Here is a 17,154-nt window from a genome sequence, read left to right as displayed (position 1 = left end):
CGACGGCGCTAAGGGGCTCTTTTGGTTATGCCAGCTGGCTTTCTAACGATTCAATAGCGACTACAGTTTTGTTCTTACCCGAGCTCTTCGCTTTATACAGCGCAGTATCCACCTGAGTGAAAAAACGTTCTTTACCGTCCCCTAATGTGTATTCCCCAAAACCGATGCTAACCGTCACAGGCTTTCCGCCAAGAGCATCATGCGGTTTTTCCGATATCTTCTGCCTGATTTGTTCAACAACTGAAAGCGCGTCAGCCTTTGATTTATCCGTAAAGAGCATCGCGAACTCTTCACCTCCGTAGCGGGCCACAAAGTCGTTCGAATTCGCTTTGCTGCGAATCATTTCCGCCACTTCGCGGAGAACGGAATCCCCTGCACGATGGCCATACGTATCATTGATCTGTTTGAAGTTATCGATATCGATAAGGGCGAGTTGAAGCGGAAGGTTGTGTTGTTCGTGCTGTTCAATAAGCTTTTCAAAATATTCGTGAAAGGTCATATGATTATATAGATCCGTCAAAGCATCGGTCTTTACCATCTTGTCCATCCATATGGTTTTGACAAGCAGCTGCTGATTGGATTCGTAATATGATTTAAGGTTACTCATGAGCTCCCTGCCGCGCATGATAATTCCCCATGCAACGAGTGAAAAAGCGGAAAACATGACGGTTATCGTCGTCAAGCCCACAAGTGAGATTTCCCGGTGCATAAATTCGTTGGCCAGATACATAACATAGACCGACAGAAGCGTGTTTCCTAAGGCAAAAACTAATTTCCGCGGTTGAAAATAAAAGATGGAAACAATGACGGGCATGAACAAGGCCAGAAGCAAAAAATTAACCGAATCGTGGATATAGACGAGTATATAGGCTAACAAAGCAGATGTAAGTATGAGAATATAATCCTGATATTTGCCTTTAAGCACCTTCAGTGCGGTCTCGGCAAACAATAGCGCGGTCAGCTGCAGAATGGTCGGTTTGACGATAAATTTCGGAATAAACGAACCTGCAGGCATTTCCGTTATCGTTAAATACAAACCTTCCAAAAACAGGGAGATAATCAAAATAGCCCAAAAGCCTGTCAGCAGCATCCGATTCCAACGATAACGGTTATAATCAAGTGATTCGTAGTCCATAAAGTTTCACTCCAAAGGCCAACTTCGTACGAAATTCAATATACCACGAATACACTTTCATTCCAATCCCCTGCCAGTGCCACCATAGTATGCATCGTATATATGCCCCATCCGGACCATATACTTAATACAAGAAAAAACAAATAACGTACGACGTCATCCGAGTTTACCTCGCTGGATAGCGGCTCGGTCAGGCAGAGCCACGCAAAAGCAGCTTATGCTTCCGAAGTGAGTTTTTGCTTGATCTCGCCCGATAGCGGCTCGGTCAGGCAGAGCCACGCAAAAACATTTAGCTTATGCTTCCGAAGTGAGTTTTTGCTTGATCTCGCCCAATAGCGGCTCGGTCAGGCAGAGCCACGCAAAAACTTTTAGCTTATGCTTCCGAAGTGAGTTTTTGCTTGACCTCGCCCGATAGCGGCTCGGTCAGGCAGAGCCACGCAAAAACTTTTAGCTTATGCTTCCGAAGTGAGTTTTTGCTTGACCTCGCCCGATAGCGGCTCGGTCAGGCAGAGCCACGCAAAAACTTTTAGCTTATGCTTCCGAAGTGAGTTTTTGCTTGACCTCGCCCGATAGCGGCTCGGTCAGGCAGAGCCACGCAAAAACTTTTAGGGGTGAGCGTATGGAACTGTTCACTGTTTCCTTGATATCGGCTTCAACCGATGCGGTTGATCGGCTGCACAGGAGTTTGAACGATGAATTCGTCGATTTACATAATGTTCAGGACACGATCGGCGATGTTTCCGTTGCTTTTACTCCTAATTACGAAAGCAAGGAGATTCAATGCAACGCGGGGCTTCCCGAATTTAAACTTCCTGTTCACGGCCCCCTTGTATACCGGAAAGCCGCTACCGCCTTCGCAAGATATATTTTGACGGAAATCGAGCCGCTGCTGCTTCGGGCGATTATTCGCAAGCAATTCCACTATGACGACCCCAAAGAAGTGGAAATGGTGGAGCAATACTGCCGGAACCTGTTGTTTAGCGGTATTCCTTCTTCCCTCGACGGGGAAGGCGCTGATTCCGATATGCTCCAAATCGACAGGGAACGCCGGCAGAACAAAGTGGCAGCTGAGATTGAGGCGTTCTTAGCAGTCAATACACGTATTCATCTGGATGGGTTCGTTACGTTTCGTCTTGCTTCATATTGGGAAGAGCTGCGTGAGGTTGCCGCATTCGCTGTCGATGAATACATGATGGATAAGCAGTACCAGGAATTCATTTCGTTGTTGAAATATTTTGTCAGGATACAGGAGGTAAAGCTGCCGATTGTGCATGTTCTGCATAGGGGCGGGAGTGAATTTGCGCTTTATGACGAGCAATTCCAACTGTTGGAAGCGGCCCCTGCAGACCGGATCGTAGCCGAGATGCTTGAGTCGGAAATGAATATGGAGGACATGATCGTCAGTACGCTTATTACCGTTGCTCCTCACCAAATCGTCATTCACACCCGTCACCCGGAACTACAGGTGATGCGGACGCTCGAAACGATTTTCGAGCAACGCGTACAGCTGTGCGTCGAATGCAGCCGCTGCTCGTTTTTCTTCAATGAGGCCAATCAGCCTGCTCCCGCTGTTCTGCCAAAGCAAATTAATGCGAAGCGAATAAGGACTTGACCGTTAAGTGGCATCGGATTATAATTATGTGCATATAAAAGCATTGACAAAGACATGTATCTGCTGATCCACGCGTCTCAGAGAGAGGGAACTTGGCTGAAATTTCCTTACGTTAGCGGCGGATATACCCCTTTGAAGCTGTGCAGTTGAATCCGGGTTGAGATAAATCGGGTAGTAAGCTGCGCCGGGGCGTTCCCGTTACAGAACATTCTCAAGGATTGGCGCTATGTTTTCCGTTTCAAGCAGCTGCGCCGGTTGAATTAGGGTGGAACCACGGGTCTGACAAGCACTCGTCCCTTCGCGGGATGCGTGCTTTTTTTGTTGTCTGCGCACCTCGCTTCGAAGCGAGTTTTGCTCCTTCGTCACAAAAACCAGGCGGATGCTTACGAAGCGAGTTTTTGCTCCTTCGTCACAAAAACAAGGCGGATGCTTACGAAGCGAGTTTTTGCTCCTTCGTCACAAAAACCAGGCGGATGCTTACGAAGTGAGTTTTTGCTCCTTCGTCACAAAAACTTTTAGGAGGATAAATCATGGCAATTCAAGTGAAGCTGCCGGACGGCGCAGTCAGGGAGTATGAACAGGGTACGACTGTTGAAGATGTCGCGGGCTCAATAAGCCCCGGTCTGAAGAAAAATGCGATAGCCGGTAAGGTAGACGGCAAGGTGGTGGACGTTTATACACCGCTCGAAGGTGATTCTGCCGTTGAGCTCGTGACCGTGGACACACCGGACGGCCTTGAAGTATACCGCCACAGCACAGCGCATTTAATGGCTCAGGCTATCAAACGGCTTTACGGAAAAACGGAAGTAAAGCTCGGGATCGGCCCCGTCATCGAGGATGGCTTTTATTACGACATCGATATGGAGCAATCGCTTACCCCGGAGGATCTGACGAAAATCGAGAAAGAGATGGAGCGCATCGTGCAGGAGAATCTGCCGATCCGGAGGCGGGTCGTCAGCCGTGAGGAAGCGATCGCAATCTTTACGGATCTTGGCGATCCGCTGAAGCTGGAGCTTATCCGCGACCTTCCGGCGGAAGCTGAGCTTACCATCTACGATCAGGGGGAGTTTTTTGATCTGTGCCGCGGACCTCATCTGCCGTCCACAGGCCGAATTAAAGCGTTCAAGCTGCTCAGCGTTGCCGGTGCTTACTGGCGGGGCGATTCGAAAAATAAAATGCTGCAGCGTATATATGGTACGGCTTTCCCAAAAAAATCGCAGCTTGACGAGCACCTTCATTTTCTGGAAGAAGCCAAGAAACGCGATCACAGGAAGCTCGGCCGAGAGCTGAAAATGTTCACGTTCTCCCGTGAGGTCGGACAAGGTTTGCCATTGTGGCTGCCGAACGGCGCGAAGCTGCGCCGTACGATGGAGCGGTATATCGTCGATCTCGAGGAGCGGCTTGGTTATCAGCACGTATACACACCGGTGCTGGCGAATGTCGAGCTGTACAAAACGAGCGGACACTGGGAGCATTACAGTGAAGACATGTTCCCGAAAATGATAATGGACAATGAGGAGCTCGTCCTGCGTCCGATGAACTGCCCGCACCATATGATGATATTCAAGAGCGAGATGCGGTCCTACCGTGATCTTCCGGTACGGGTGGCTGAGCTTGGCACTATGCATAGATACGAAATGTCCGGCGCCCTCACCGGGCTTCACCGCGTCCGCGCAATGACTCTTAACGATGCGCATATTTTTTGCCGTCCCGACCAGATTAAGGATGAATTCGCCCGTGTTATCAACTTGATCCGCCAGGTTTACGAGGACTTCGGCATTAAAGAGTACCGGTTCCGCCTTTCCTACCGGGATCCTCACGATACCGAGAAGTATTTCCCGAATGACGAGATGTGGGAGATGTCTCAGCGCATGCTGCGTGAGGTCGTGGAAGAGCTTGGATTGCCGTTCTTTGAAGCAGAGGGCGAAGCCGCATTCTACGGGCCGAAGCTTGACGTTCAGATTAAGACGGCGCTTGGCAAGGAAGAGACGCTGTCCACCGCACAGCTTGATTTTCTGCTGCCGGAACGCTTTGAGCTTGAATATGTGGGAGACGACGGCAAGAAGCACAGACCTGTAGTTATCCACCGCGGCATTATTAGTACGATGGAGCGGATGACGGCCTTCCTGCTTGAGAATTTCGCCGGCGCGCTGCCGTTGTGGCTGTCACCGGTTCAAGCGAAGATCATCCCGGTATCAACCGCTTATGAAGCGTATGCCCACGAGGTCGAAGAGAAGCTGCAGCTGGCCGGAATTCGCGTGGAAGCCGACCTCCGCAACGAGAAGCTCGGCTACAAGATCCGTGAAGCGCAGCTTGAGAAAGCGCCGTATATGCTGGTCGTAGGCGATAATGAGGCGCAATCCGGCACGGTGTCGATCCGCAAGCGTGGAGAAGGGGACATTGGAGCTAAGCCGATTGTCGAAGCTATTGAACTTCTTCGGGAAGAGATCAACTCCAAGCAGGTTTAATCTATTACTCTATCAATCAATTTCATAGAATGCTGAATAAAGCTTGTCGCATTAGGGCAACCTCCATATTGAGGGGGCAACATCCAAATGATGACAAGCTTTATGTCGTTCCGGCGGGTCCTGACGGTCATAATGGTCACGGGAGCAGTCGTTATTACAAGCATATCTGCGGATTTCACCGTAATGGATCTCGGTAAAACCGATCATCGCCACGGGCGGTCCGCTCACCAATCAAACAGACTTCTTAAAGATCGGAAGCATCTTCATGTTATTGCGACCGGCTATACGGCCGGCGTCGAATCGACCGGGAAAAAACCGGGGCATCCGCAGTACGGAATCACCTACTCGGGCGTAAAGGTCAGACGCGATTTCGTTTCCACAATAGCGGCCGACCCTAAAGTGTTTCCGATTGGGACTCTTCTATACATTCCCGGCTACGGATACGGAGTTGTCGCAGACACCGGTTCGGCGATCAAAGGCAATAAAATCGACTTGTATTTCGAAACGAAAAAACAAGTGTTCAAACAATGGGGCAAGCGTAAAGTAGATGTATTCATTCTTAAACAAGGCCGCGGAAAGCTGACCGAAGCTTGGCTGAACGCGCTGAATGATGCGGTGACTGCGGAGAAGACTATCCCCGATTCTCTGCTAAAATCATAATGTGATATTGTTGAGGATTGTACAACAACCTTGTAATTTGTTGTATAATCTTCTTTTTTTTAAAGAAACGGTATGCTAAAATGAGTCTAAACGCTATCCTTATCTAGGTGGGGCGGTAGTCTATGGTTAGTGAATATCCTTTTTTGTCAAACGATGACCGGAATCCTCCGGACTTGGAACAAATTGAGGAGAAGCTGCGGCAATTATACAGCGAAATGATCCGTGTGGCATATTCGAAGGTCATTAATAAGACCGATGCTCAGGATGCGGTCCAGGAGGCATGGGTCAGAATTTTGACGAAGCATGAAACGTTGAAGGAGCGGAGCAAGCTGAATTCGTGGGCAAAGACGATCACCGCTAATGTGGCTCTTAACCTAAACAAGCAAACCATGCGGGAGCAAGGAAGCAGCCGACTTGATTCGAATGGAGAATTTGCGGAACAAGCATGCCATGTTGAGTCCGGCATCCAGTTTGAAATATCCGAGCTGCTTGGATTGCTTGACCCCCGTTCCCGAACGATGCTATTGTACAAATTTTATTACGGCTTCAAAGACCAGGAAATCGCCGATGCCATGAAGGTCCCGCTTGGGACGGTCAAAGCCCGGATCCACCGCAGCAAGCTGCAGCTTAAGAAGTTGGACGGCCACTCCGACGCTCGTCCGATGTAGAAGCACACACGCTTGCCTAAGTCTTGCAATGAGCCGGCAACATACGCCAGGCGTAACGGAGGAACCGATGAGGTTCCTCTTTATTTTTGTCGACTTCAGCAGAGGGGACGGTCCTGCTGTTCGCAATGTCTGAATCGTGTCATCATCTGTTATCGGAGCTTACATACGAGTCAATCAATGGAGAATTCTTTTGAGGAAATGGGTATTTTCAAATCCAGTTCATTCGTGTAATATTAGTTATGTAATATTAGATAACATCTAAGGATAGGAGAATTCTCATGATGGATCCGATTGTTAACGCCGTACCATCGCGTATGAAGCCGCGAAAAGCAGCTGACGTGATCCCATTTCTGGAAACTTACATTTCGAAGAAAGAACAAGAGATCGCCGAAATGGAACAGATGGTTGACCGTTATGAGAAGCGCCGGATGATGGAAGAGCGAGCTTACCAATCGATGTCCACATTGCGGCGGCTGCTGTCCGGCAAGAAACCGGACCTTCATTTGGCGGTGGAATACATCCATTATGTGAAGAAACCAATGGAGAAGGTTCGTGCGCTTCGTTTGGAAGTTGAAAACGCACGCGCGATTTTACGCAATTCCGGTTCGTCGGATACAATTGCCGTTACAAACGAACTGGCTGATGAAATGAACTGATACCGCCCATAGGGCGGTTTTTTGTTGGTACAAGAACAGGCAGCCCCGTAGAAGAGGGACTGCCTGTCTTTAACTACCTGCCTTCAACTGTTCAAGGTCAAGGAAATCATGCTCTTGATTATAGGCCGGTACTCCGCGAATTTCTGACATCAAGGGCCGATCAGCTCATCATCCTTGATACGCCATACCCAATGGCCCGCAAGAGGATAGATAAGCCCCGTCATAGCAATCGTATATAAGATGTAGGCCCGGAAATAAATCCGTTCCGCCACAGCACCCGAGACGATTGAAATGACGGCAATAACGAAAGCGCATTGGAACAGCCAGTAAGTAACCGTGCGAATGTTATGGTTAATGAGGGGACAGATCCCCGGCGAGCATGAAGCCCGTAGTTCCGATCAAGCCTCCGGCATCCTCACCTTACATAAGCGCAAAGCCGAGAAAATAAAACGCAGAAAGTGATATCGACAAAAACCTTCATAATAATGCTTACTGCATTTTTTTTGCCTGACAAAGCCTGCCTCGAGCAAAGCAAAGCCGCCTTCCATAAGCAAAATCATAGCTGCCGTCAACATTACCCAGATAGTGTCAAGTCCTTTGGACAGTGTGGCCAAATCTATTCCTTCAACCCCCGTCATCCGATTCTTGTTACGGTTCTCCCTGTCTCCCAGTCCGTCCATCATTATATAAGCGTCTCGTCAGGGATGTCTACGAAGGAAATAGCCGATGCAGCAAAGGTGCAAACGTTCCAATTTTCGCCCATATCTCTCGGTCTTCGGACGTAGGACGGTTTCAATCGTCAGACCCTTACCGGCTGTAGCGGCGTGAGGTATACTTTGTGTACTAACCTTGGAATTCGATTGGGAGCTGGTGTGTTCATGAATGGACATTTTGTAAGTCGGCTGATGTGGGGGCTGCTCATCATCCTGGCCGGTGTTGCATTAATACTTCGGCAGAGCGGCGTGCTGGATTTTGATATGCATCAACTTATATCGATATTTTGGCCGGTACTACTGTTGTTTTTGGGATTCCAGGGATTTGTGAAGAAGCTGGCCGATGGCAGCGGTTCCTTCTTGGGGTCATCCGTATTGGTCATTCTCGGCTTTATTTTTCTGGGGCGCAACCTGGATTGGTTTAGATGGTCGATTGGAGATATGATTCAGTTTACCCTCCCGTTCCTGCTTGTCGTGTTTGGAATTTCCATGATATTCAAGCCGAAGCGGAAGATAAGAAGCACAACGCCGGCAGACGATTGGCAGGCGTACAACTATACGCCTTCGGACCAACCGGTGCCACCCGCCCCGCCGCTTCATCCCGATCCGACAGCTCCAATTGATCTGGATTCTGTCGATCACGAACTGAGACCCCACCCGGAAGCGGAACCGCGTCCAAGTTCTCAAGGGCGCCATAACCCGAGTCATTCGGCACCCGCTTATGAGAAACCGGTTGACCAATTTGGGAATCCGGATGATCCGAAGATGGACCGGTGGACCAGACGTGCTGAAAGGGTCCGGGAGAGAATGGAGCAGCGGGCCGAGAGGTATCACAGGCGGAGCCATGAACGGCACGACAGAGTCGAATGGTGGAATCACGATCCCGGCGCCCAGACCCGGTCCGGGTTTATCGGCGATATTTATGTCGGGCACGATTATTGGGAGCTGAAGCCGATGAACATTTCCCATTTTATCGGCGATACGGTGCTCGACCTGACGAAAGCGCAAATACCGCTGGGTGAAACCCGGATTCACATTTCGTCCTTCATCGGCGATGTGAAGGTGTTTCTGCCTAATGATTTTGAGGTCGGCGTCAATGTGATATCGAGTGCATTTATCGGAGATGTATCCGTATTGGACCGGAAGGAAGGCGGTATGTTTAAAAACATGAACGTCGAGACGTCCTACTTCCAGGAGACGGACAAAAAAATCAAGCTTGTCGTCAGTACTTTCATCGGCGATGTGCGGGTCACGAAGGTAGGATGATGCGTACATGATGGTGAGATTGTTCCGGAGCGGCAAGTGGGGCATGATTCTTATGTTTGCGGCTTCCTCGGCCGTATCTGTTCTTATCTGGAACAGCGCCGACAGAATCGTCGGTCCGAAGGTTGGGAACAGCGACCTTTGGATCGGCGTTGCAGCCGTTTTCCTTATTATTAGCGCCGGATTCGGTTATTGGGCCGCACAGCGTATCCAGCGGCGGGTAGATGTCCTTCATCTTGGTCTTAAACAGGTGTCACATGGAAATTATTCGGTACGGCTCCCCGAAGAGAGCGCGCAAATATTCACCGCCGTATTCCGGGAATTTAATGATATGCTGGAATCATTGGATGGGCGCATGCAGTGGTTACAGAAATCCGGCGAAGAGCAGGTGATGCGCGAGGCCGCCTCGAACGAAGCGGCTGTGCTTGAAGAAAGGAAGAGGCTTGCACGTGATCTGCACGATACCGTGAGTCAGCAATTGTTTGCCATTCACATGTCCGCCTCTTCGCTTCCGAAGCTGCTGCTCATGGACGGGGAACGGGCAGCCTCTGTGATGGAACAGCTTATCTCGATGTCTTCCATGGCCCAGAAGCAGATGCGCGGCTTCATCGCCCAACTTCGGCCGCTTGAGCTTGAAGGCCGGTCGCTGCAGGAAGCGCTGGACAAATGGTTTCCCGATTATTGCCGGCAGAACGGCCTGCAGGGAGTTCTCGAGTGGCGTGTCAAAGAAAAGCTGTCTGAAGCGAAAGAGCATCAATTGTTTCTGATAATTCAAGAGGCGATGGCGAATATTGTGAAGCATGCCGTCGCGCAAACGGCTTTGCTTACAGTGGCCGAAACGGAGCGGCAAATTGTAATGACGCTGCAGGATGACGGTGCCGGCTTTCGGGCCGATCAGGTTAAGAGCGGCTCATACGGGCTTTCGATAATGCGGGAACGTGCAAACAAGCTTGGAGGAGACGCTTCGATTATAAGCAAGCCGGGGAGCGGCACTCGCGTACGTGTGACGCTGCCGAATTATACGAATAAAGGAGTCGAAACGAGCGGATGAGCGGGATTAATCAATGGAGAATTATGATCGTAGACGATCATGACATGGTACGTGCAGGACTTCGCACGTACTTAATGCTGGAGCCGAAATTCGATGTTGTCGCCGAAGCGTCAGACGGCGAAGAAGCTCTCCGCATGCTGCAAGCCGGTATACCCGGCGGTCAGCCGCACCTCGTATTAATGGACTTGATGATGCCGCGCATGGATGGAGTCGAAGCTACGCGGGTTATCATGAAGGAGTTTCCGGATTTGAAAATCGTGATGCTGACCAGCTTTCTGGAGGATGAGAAGGTTGTTGCCGCGGTTGAAGCGGGCGCCGTCAGCTATGTGCTGAAGACCGTTTCGGCTGAAGAATTGATCTATGCGCTGAGCGGGGCAGTGAAGGGAATGCCGGTCATGACGTCCGATGTTTCCCAGGCGCTGACGCGGGGCTTGCGCCAAAGGACGGCTCAGGGCGCCGATGAAGGGCTGACCGAGCGCGAGAGGGAGGTGCTTCTGCTGATCGCGGAGGGGCGGGCAAACAAGGAAATAGCGGATGAGCTCCACATCAGCATAAAAACGGTAAAAACGCATGTCAGCAATTTGCTGATGAAATGCGAGCTGGAGGACCGGACGCAGCTTGCCGTATACGCACACCGCAAAGGCTGGGTGAAAACGGGATAACAGTCAGAAGAAAAGGGCAATGTAAAGGCATAGATCCGACAATAAGGAGAATGCCCAGTTATGATCCCGCTATCTTCCAAGCTGGAATCCCGCGAGCAGGAGTTTGTCGAAATCAAGAATTTGCTGGAGGAGCATGAATTTGCGCTCGGAGGCGGCTGGGAATATGACCATGGTTCATTCGACCGCTATCTGGATGAAGCGCACAAAGTATGGCTCAGAATCCCTTTTGAAGTGATTAATGGCAACACGGACAGCGAGACAGTGGAGAACGACGCGAAAATCCGCATCGGCCAGCCTTTTGTACTGAGGCATGTCTATAACGAAGGGACTTCCGCCAATACGGTGCCCCGTACCTTCGGCGGATTGGTCGATCAATTCCAGGATCCGCTTGATCCGGATGCTGAGATTGAGCCCGAATGGGTCGAGAAAGCAAACAACGTGCTGAACCAGGTCGAACGGCTATTTCCCGTTTAAAAAGATTAAAAGCAAAAAAAGTCCGTTTCGGCTGCCAAAAGCAGACGATTTCGGATTTTTTTTATGTCTGTTTAAATTGTTTTTAAGTTTGATTTAAGGTAGATTGTGCAAAATAGTATTAACAAGAGCAGCTGATAGAAATGCAATGATAACATGGTGAATAAATTTGAGGAGGAGAATACCGATGGACGATAACAAAAAAAATCCTTTCGACGATTTCTTTCAATCGAACAAGAATGACAAAAGCAGCGAGCGGCATGAAGAGGGGCAGGATGATTTAGATTCAACGCATACTGGGGAACCTGCCGGGTCCTCTCAATCCAAAACATCCTACTATTATTCCTATGGGCCTTTTAAACCGAATGGGATTGAAGAGCAGCCTAACCAGAACAACGATCAAGGTAACGAGTTGATGTCTTCCGGGGGAGACAACCAGGTGGAAATGACGCCTCCGCAGCAGCAGCGCTCTTTCGCTCCCACACAGCCGGCAAGAAACGGTTGGCAGGTGAAGGAACCGCGGCGCACCTCCTTCAAGGCGATGTTTGCTTCGTTTATGGTAGGAGTGCTCGTGGTCGGCGCGCTTATGTTCGCGGCAGATACGCAAAATTGGTTCACAGCGAATCAAGTGTTATCCCCTCAGCCGTCCAGTCAAGCGACAACAACTGCGGGATCGTCGGGAGATAACGGGACCGTATCGACGGCTGCGGACGTCGTTCGTCCAAACAATATAGCGCAAATTTTCCAAAAAGCGAGTCCTGCCGTCGTGAAAATCGAAACGTTCGTTAACCAGCAGGCCAACTCATACCAAGGCGACGGCATTATGAACGATCCGTTCTTCCGGCAGTTCTTCGGCGACCAAAACGGCGGCCAGGACAATGGTCAAGGTCAGGACAATGGCAGCAGCGGAACAGGTCAACTGACGCCTGAAGGAATGGGGACCGGCTTCTTCTTCGACTCCAACGGCTATATATTGACGAACGAGCACGTTGTGGATGGCGCAGATCAAATTCAAGTTACAGTTCAAGGTTACAAGAAACCGTTCATCGCCAAAAAACTCGGCTCGGACTACAACCTGGATCTGGCAGTGTTAAAAGTGGAAGGAACGAACTTCCCGACGCTTCCGATCGGCAGCTCCGACAAAATCGATATCGGCGATTGGGTCGTCGCGATCGGCAACCCGTACGGCTTCGATCACACGGTTACCGTTGGCGTGCTCAGCGCCAAAGAACGCCCGATCAGCATACCGGACACCAACGGCACCCGCAACTATCAGCATCTGCTGCAGACGGATGCTTCGATCAACCCGGGCAACTCCGGCGGCCCGCTGCTTAACCTTGAAGGGCAAGTGGTCGGCATTAACACGGCCGTCAGCTCGCAGGCCCAAGGTATCGGTTTTGCGATACCTTCAAGCACGATTCTTGAGAATCTGGCAAATCTGAAATCGAATAAAGAGATTCCGAAAACGCCGGTTCCTTTCATCGGGGCTGATCTGGCTCCAATTACGGACCAGATTGCGAAGCAGCTTGGACTTAGCAGCACAGACGGGTCTATCGTATCGAACGTGTACTATAAATCCCCGGCTTATATGGCCGATCTCAGACAATATGACGTCATTACCGGACTCGATGGAACCAAATACAAAACAAGCGATGAGCTGGTTACAGCAATCCAGAAGAAAAAGGTTGGCGATTCCGCTACACTGAACATTATCCGGGACGGCAAAGCGATGAATCTGAATGTCGTGATAGGCGACAAAAACAAATTCGATTTCACGAATCAATGACGTTTAGAATCGAAACAGGCGCAGGCAGTGAACAAGCTGCTTGCGCTTTTTTTAATGCCGGTTATTTCTGTCGGATTTCTGTTATTTGACATAACGCGCAGCTATTCGTTTGGACAAGCAATTACGCTATAATAAAGATAATTTATAAAATATGCTTACAACATATACTGGGGGATAACGATGAGACCGAATATAATCGTAGTGGATGATGACGAAAAAATAATATCGCTCCTTAGGCGAAGCCTTGCGTTCGAAGGCTATGAAGTGATGACGGCGAATAATGGACTTGAAGGATTAAAGCTGATGATTACCAACGATCCGGACCTGCTCATTCTCGACGTCATGATGCCGCATGTCGACGGCTGGGAGGTATGCCGGCGCGTGCGCGAAGGCGGGAGCGGCGTGCCGATTCTGATGCTGACGGCCAAAGACGATATCCAGGACCGCGTTAAGGGTCTGGATACTGGCGCCGATGATTACTTGGTCAAGCCTTTTGCGCTCGAGGAGCTTCTTGCCCGCGTCAGGGCTCTGCTTCGCCGTAAATCCGACAAGCTTGAAGAGTCGTCAAGCCGTCTTCAATTTGAAGATCTGACGCTTGACCTTGATTCCCGCGAAGCGATCCGTTCCGGCCGCCGGATAGATTTAACCGCAAAGGAATTTGATTTGCTGCACTTATTTATGCAAAATCCGCGCCGGGTGCTGACCAGGGACGCGATCATGGATAAAATTTGGGGTTACGACTACAGCGGTGAGTCCAATGTTCTTGAGGTCTACATCGCCATGCTGCGGCAAAAAACGGAGGATGGTACGGGTAAGCGGCTTATACAGACCGTCCGGGGCACAGGGTATGTGCTGAGAGGGGAAGGAGGCTAGACCTGGATGTCCATTCGGCTGAGGTTGACATTATGGTATTCCGTCGTACTGGCGGCAACGCTGGTTGCGTTCGGAGTGGCGATTTATTTTATCGTTAATTATAACCAATTCAGCGACATGAAGGCGATGATAAAAGCGCAGGCGGATGATATCACCAAGGGCAACCTGGGCTACGATGGGATGAATTTGAATGTATCGCCTTATACGTTTATCGATAGTGAAATGTATGTTCAATTGGTGAATTACAATAAAAAAGAAGTAAGCGCCCGCTCGCAAAATTTAGTCCGATACGGTATCACACTGCCATACCCGGAAAGTAATAAAATAACGGTTACCGGCGGATACTTCGAGCATGTTAAGGTCGGAAAGTCTCCTTTTCTCGTCTACGAGCAGCCTTTATGGAGCGACAAGCAGCAGCTTGTCGGCCTTCTTCAGGTGGCGGCCTATTCGGGGCGGGAAGAGAAGCTGCTCAGCGATCTTCGCACCATACTTGTATTCTCGTCGATTATCGCCGTACTGATTGCATTCACGATCGGACTATTCCTTGCGCGGCAGGCGCTGCGGCCGATTGAGAATGTGATAAGGGCCAGTAACCAGATTCAGCACGGCTCGGACCTCAGCGTACGGATCCCGAAGTATGGGCCCAATGATGAAATGGGGCAGCTGACCGATACGCTCAACAACATGCTTGGGCGGCTGGAGAACACGTATAACGTACTGGATGATGCCTACAAAGCGCAGCGGCGGTTCGTATCCGACGCTTCGCACGAGCTCCGCACGCCGCTTACGACCATCCGCGGCAATATCGAGCTGCTTGAGCGTATGTGGCTGCCTGCGCTTGAAACTGCGGAAGCGGCAGGAGGATCCGATGAGCGCAGCGAGCTCGAGAAGGCTGAGGGGGATTTACAGCGGGTCGTATTAACCCGGGAAGCGATGCAGGATATAGCGGGCGAGGCAAAGCGCATGTCCAGTCTCGTCAACGATCTGCTCGCGCTGGCGCGGGCAGATGCCGGCTATGCGATGGAGAAAACGGTTCAGCCGCTCCTTCCGATAGTCGAGGACGTTGCCCGCAGGGCGCAGCTCCTTCCGCGGACGGCAGAATGGCGGATCGGCGACTTAAAGGCGCTTGAAGGCGTGGAAGTTGCCGCGCATGCGGATTTCTTACGGCAGCTTTTCTTCATCTTTGTTGAAAACGCGTTTAAATATACTCCAAGCGGCTATGTCGAGCTTCGGGCGATGCAGTCTGCCGATCAAGCCGGCGTTGTCATAAAGGATTCAGGTATCGGAATGAACAGCGCCGAAATTCCGCATATATTCGAACGTTTCTACCGGGCTGACGAATCGCGCGGTCAGACGAGCGGTACCGGTCTCGGTTTGTCCATTGCAAAATGGATAATCGACGAACATGGCGGGTCTGTTGAGGTGTCGACTCGTGAAGGAGAAGGTTCGACTTTTATCGTATGGCTCCCGGTTGCTTTCATCGACAAGTCGAATCGGGTATAATATAAAGAACCGGGATTAAAGCAGCTTTCCGGAAAAGTTTCGGCCTTTTGAAAGCAGGTGCAAGCAATGGAAATTGTAAGGATATCACCGCGCGGATATTGCTATGGAGTTGTTGACGCCATGGTTTTGGCGCTGCAAACGGCAAAAAATTTGGAGCTTCCGCGCCCCATATATATACTGGGCATGATCGTCCACAACAGCCATGTCACAGAAGCGTTCAAGCAGGAAGGCGTAATTACGCTTGACGGCGAGAACCGGTTGGAGATACTGGAGAAGATCGATAGCGGGACCGTTATCTTCACCGCTCACGGCGTATCGCCGGAAGTCCGCAAGCGGGCTCGCGACCGGGGGCTGACTGTGGTTGATGCAACATGTCCCGATGTGACCAAGACTCATGATTTGATCCGGGAGAAGGTTTCGGAAGGGTACGAAATCATATATATCGGCAAGAAGGGGCATCCCGAGCCGGAAGGCGCGATTGGCATCGCACCGGACCATGTTCACCTCATTGAGAAGGAAGAAGAGATCGATCGCCTGACCGTGCAGACGGATCGGATTATCATTACTAATCAGACGACTATGTCGCAGTGGGATATCAAGCATCTGATTAGCAGACTGTTATCGAAATTTCCGACGGCGGAAATTCACAACGAGATATGCCTGGCCACGCAGGTGCGCCAGGAAGCGGTGGCCGAGCAGGCGAAGGAAGCCGATTTGTGCATCGTCGTCGGCGATCCGCGAAGCAATAATTCAAACAGGCTCGCCCAGGTATCCGAGGAAATAGCCGGTGTTAAAGCCTTCCGTGTGGCAGACGTAACGGAAATCGACCGCAGCTGGCTGGCAGGCAAGAAACGGGTAGCCGTAACTTCAGGCGCTTCAACGCCAACGCCGATAACCAAAGAGGTAATCGCTTATCTGGAACAATACGATGACTTGAAGCCGGAAACATGGGAAGCCCGCAGGACAGTGAATATGAATAAGCTTCTGCCTACTGTCCGAACGAAATCGTCTGTATGAGTGAAAGGAGCGCACATCCAATGAGTACTGCTCGTAAACCGCGCTCGATTAAACGTTGGCTGAAGCTCAAATATACCCAGCTGATGAGGGCGCCCGGAGGCCCTTCGTTTGTGGCATTAGGTTTTTCAATCGGCATGGCGGTTGAAATGTTTACATTGCCGACTTACGGCCTTGCTTTTTTCCTGATTTTCCCTCTGATCTATTGGCTTCGTGCCAGTATTGCCGGAGCGTTGGTCGGTTTTGTAGTCGGGAAAATCATTTTTATTCCTGTCGCTTTCATTAACAGCATGGTAGGAGGATGGGTACTTCCGGACCATCTGAGGATTCACTTTCACTTTTTGCCCCACTGGCTTAATCGTATTTTGTTCATGAACCTGAAACTCGTTATCGGCGGCATAATTGACGGCGTGTTGCTTGGCGCGCTTTTCTATTTTCCGGTCAAGCTTAGCATTCAATATGTCGCCGAGAAGCGCCGTGAGAAACGCAAGCTGCGCCGTATCGGTGTGGAAGCGAGTCCGATCCCCGATTAATTATTCATCCGGTCTCTTGACGAGATCGGATTTTTAATATATATTTACTTTAGCGATTAAAAGCATAAAAGCATAAAAGCGAACAC

15 protein-coding genes and 1 pseudogene are annotated in these 17,154 nt (G+C 50.4%); 14 read left to right on the top strand and 2 right to left on the bottom strand.

What is annotated here, in order from left to right; genetic code table 11:
• Window positions 1-25: 25 nt before the first annotated feature.
• Window positions 26-1,135, bottom strand: a complete 1,110-nt coding sequence (locus KZ483_RS22090; RefSeq protein WP_220349677.1) for a GGDEF domain-containing protein — start codon at window positions 1,133-1,135, stop codon at window positions 26-28.
• A 619-nt stretch (window positions 1,136-1,754) separates the two neighbouring features.
• Between KZ483_RS22090 and KZ483_RS22085 the strand changes: the two genes are divergently transcribed.
• The 5 genes from KZ483_RS22085 to KZ483_RS22065 all read left to right on the top strand — a co-directional run bounded on the left by KZ483_RS22085 (window position 1,755) and on the right by KZ483_RS22065 (window position 7,199).
• On the top strand, window positions 1,755-2,747 hold the full coding sequence (locus KZ483_RS22085) for a putative sporulation protein YtxC (protein ID WP_220349676.1): 993 nt from the start codon (window positions 1,755-1,757) through the stop codon (window positions 2,745-2,747).
• Between the two features lie 530 nt (window positions 2,748-3,277).
• Complete coding sequence (thrS, locus tag KZ483_RS22080) at window positions 3,278-5,215, top strand: threonine--tRNA ligase (RefSeq protein ID WP_220349675.1); 1,938 nt, start codon at window positions 3,278-3,280, stop codon at window positions 5,213-5,215.
• Between the two features lie 90 nt (window positions 5,216-5,305).
• Entirely contained in the window at window positions 5,306-5,875 is a 570-nt protein-coding gene (locus KZ483_RS22075; RefSeq protein WP_397376224.1) for a 3D domain-containing protein, read from the top strand.
• Between the two features lie 122 nt (window positions 5,876-5,997).
• Window positions 5,998-6,543: an RNA polymerase sigma factor gene (locus tag KZ483_RS22070; RefSeq protein ID WP_220349674.1), complete on the top strand. Its 546-nt coding sequence runs from the start codon at window positions 5,998-6,000 to the stop codon at window positions 6,541-6,543.
• Between the two features lie 278 nt (window positions 6,544-6,821).
• On the top strand, window positions 6,822-7,199 hold the full coding sequence (locus KZ483_RS22065; protein ID WP_258881374.1) for a hypothetical protein: 378 nt from the start codon (window positions 6,822-6,824) through the stop codon (window positions 7,197-7,199).
• 176 nt (window positions 7,200-7,375) lie between these two features.
• Here the strand turns inward: KZ483_RS22065 and KZ483_RS22060 are convergent.
• A pseudogene (locus KZ483_RS22060) lies at window positions 7,376-7,819 on the bottom strand (ammonium transporter); the annotation flags it as partial.
• 258 nt (window positions 7,820-8,077) lie between these two features.
• Here KZ483_RS22060 and liaF point away from each other — a divergent pair.
• The 9 genes from liaF to KZ483_RS22015 all read left to right on the top strand — a co-directional run bounded on the left by liaF (window position 8,078) and on the right by KZ483_RS22015 (window position 17,068).
• The gene (gene liaF, locus KZ483_RS22055; protein ID WP_220349673.1) at window positions 8,078-9,178 is read left to right on the top strand and encodes a cell wall-active antibiotics response protein LiaF; all 1,101 of its coding nucleotides are present in this window, start codon (window positions 8,078-8,080) and stop codon (window positions 9,176-9,178) included.
• Window positions 9,179-9,185: 7 nt separating this feature from the next.
• Entirely contained in the window at window positions 9,186-10,226 is a 1,041-nt protein-coding gene (locus tag KZ483_RS22050) for a HAMP domain-containing sensor histidine kinase (protein ID WP_220349672.1), read from the top strand.
• Window positions 10,223-10,888, top strand: coding sequence for a response regulator transcription factor (locus tag KZ483_RS22045; protein ID WP_220349671.1), 666 nt, complete (start codon window positions 10,223-10,225; stop codon window positions 10,886-10,888). Before KZ483_RS22050 ends, KZ483_RS22045 begins: the two co-directional genes overlap by 4 nt.
• A 60-nt stretch (window positions 10,889-10,948) precedes the next feature.
• Window positions 10,949-11,362, top strand: coding sequence for a YugN family protein (locus KZ483_RS22040; RefSeq protein WP_220349670.1), 414 nt, complete (start codon window positions 10,949-10,951; stop codon window positions 11,360-11,362).
• Between the two features lie 184 nt (window positions 11,363-11,546).
• Entirely contained in the window at window positions 11,547-13,145 is a 1,599-nt protein-coding gene (locus KZ483_RS22035; protein ID WP_220349669.1) for a S1C family serine protease, read from the top strand.
• Window positions 13,146-13,325: 180 nt separating this feature from the next.
• Complete coding sequence (locus KZ483_RS22030) at window positions 13,326-14,018, top strand: response regulator transcription factor (protein WP_220349668.1); 693 nt, start codon at window positions 13,326-13,328, stop codon at window positions 14,016-14,018.
• A gap of 6 nt (window positions 14,019-14,024) precedes the next feature.
• Complete coding sequence (locus tag KZ483_RS22025; protein WP_220349667.1) at window positions 14,025-15,521, top strand: sensor histidine kinase; 1,497 nt, start codon at window positions 14,025-14,027, stop codon at window positions 15,519-15,521.
• 66 nt (window positions 15,522-15,587) lie between these two features.
• Window positions 15,588-16,538, top strand: coding sequence for a 4-hydroxy-3-methylbut-2-enyl diphosphate reductase (locus tag KZ483_RS22020; RefSeq protein ID WP_220349666.1), 951 nt, complete (start codon window positions 15,588-15,590; stop codon window positions 16,536-16,538).
• A gap of 20 nt (window positions 16,539-16,558) precedes the next feature.
• On the top strand, window positions 16,559-17,068 hold the full coding sequence (locus KZ483_RS22015) for a DUF2062 domain-containing protein (RefSeq protein ID WP_220349665.1): 510 nt from the start codon (window positions 16,559-16,561) through the stop codon (window positions 17,066-17,068).
• Window positions 17,069-17,154: the final 86 nt, after the last annotated feature.

Origin of the sequence: Paenibacillus sp. sptzw28 (assembly GCF_019550795.1) — a bacterium.
Lineage (GTDB): Bacteria > Bacillota > Bacilli > Paenibacillales > Paenibacillaceae > Paenibacillus_Z.
The sequence above is the reverse complement of the archived record's forward strand: the minus strand, read 5'-3'. Positions and strand labels throughout refer to the sequence as shown.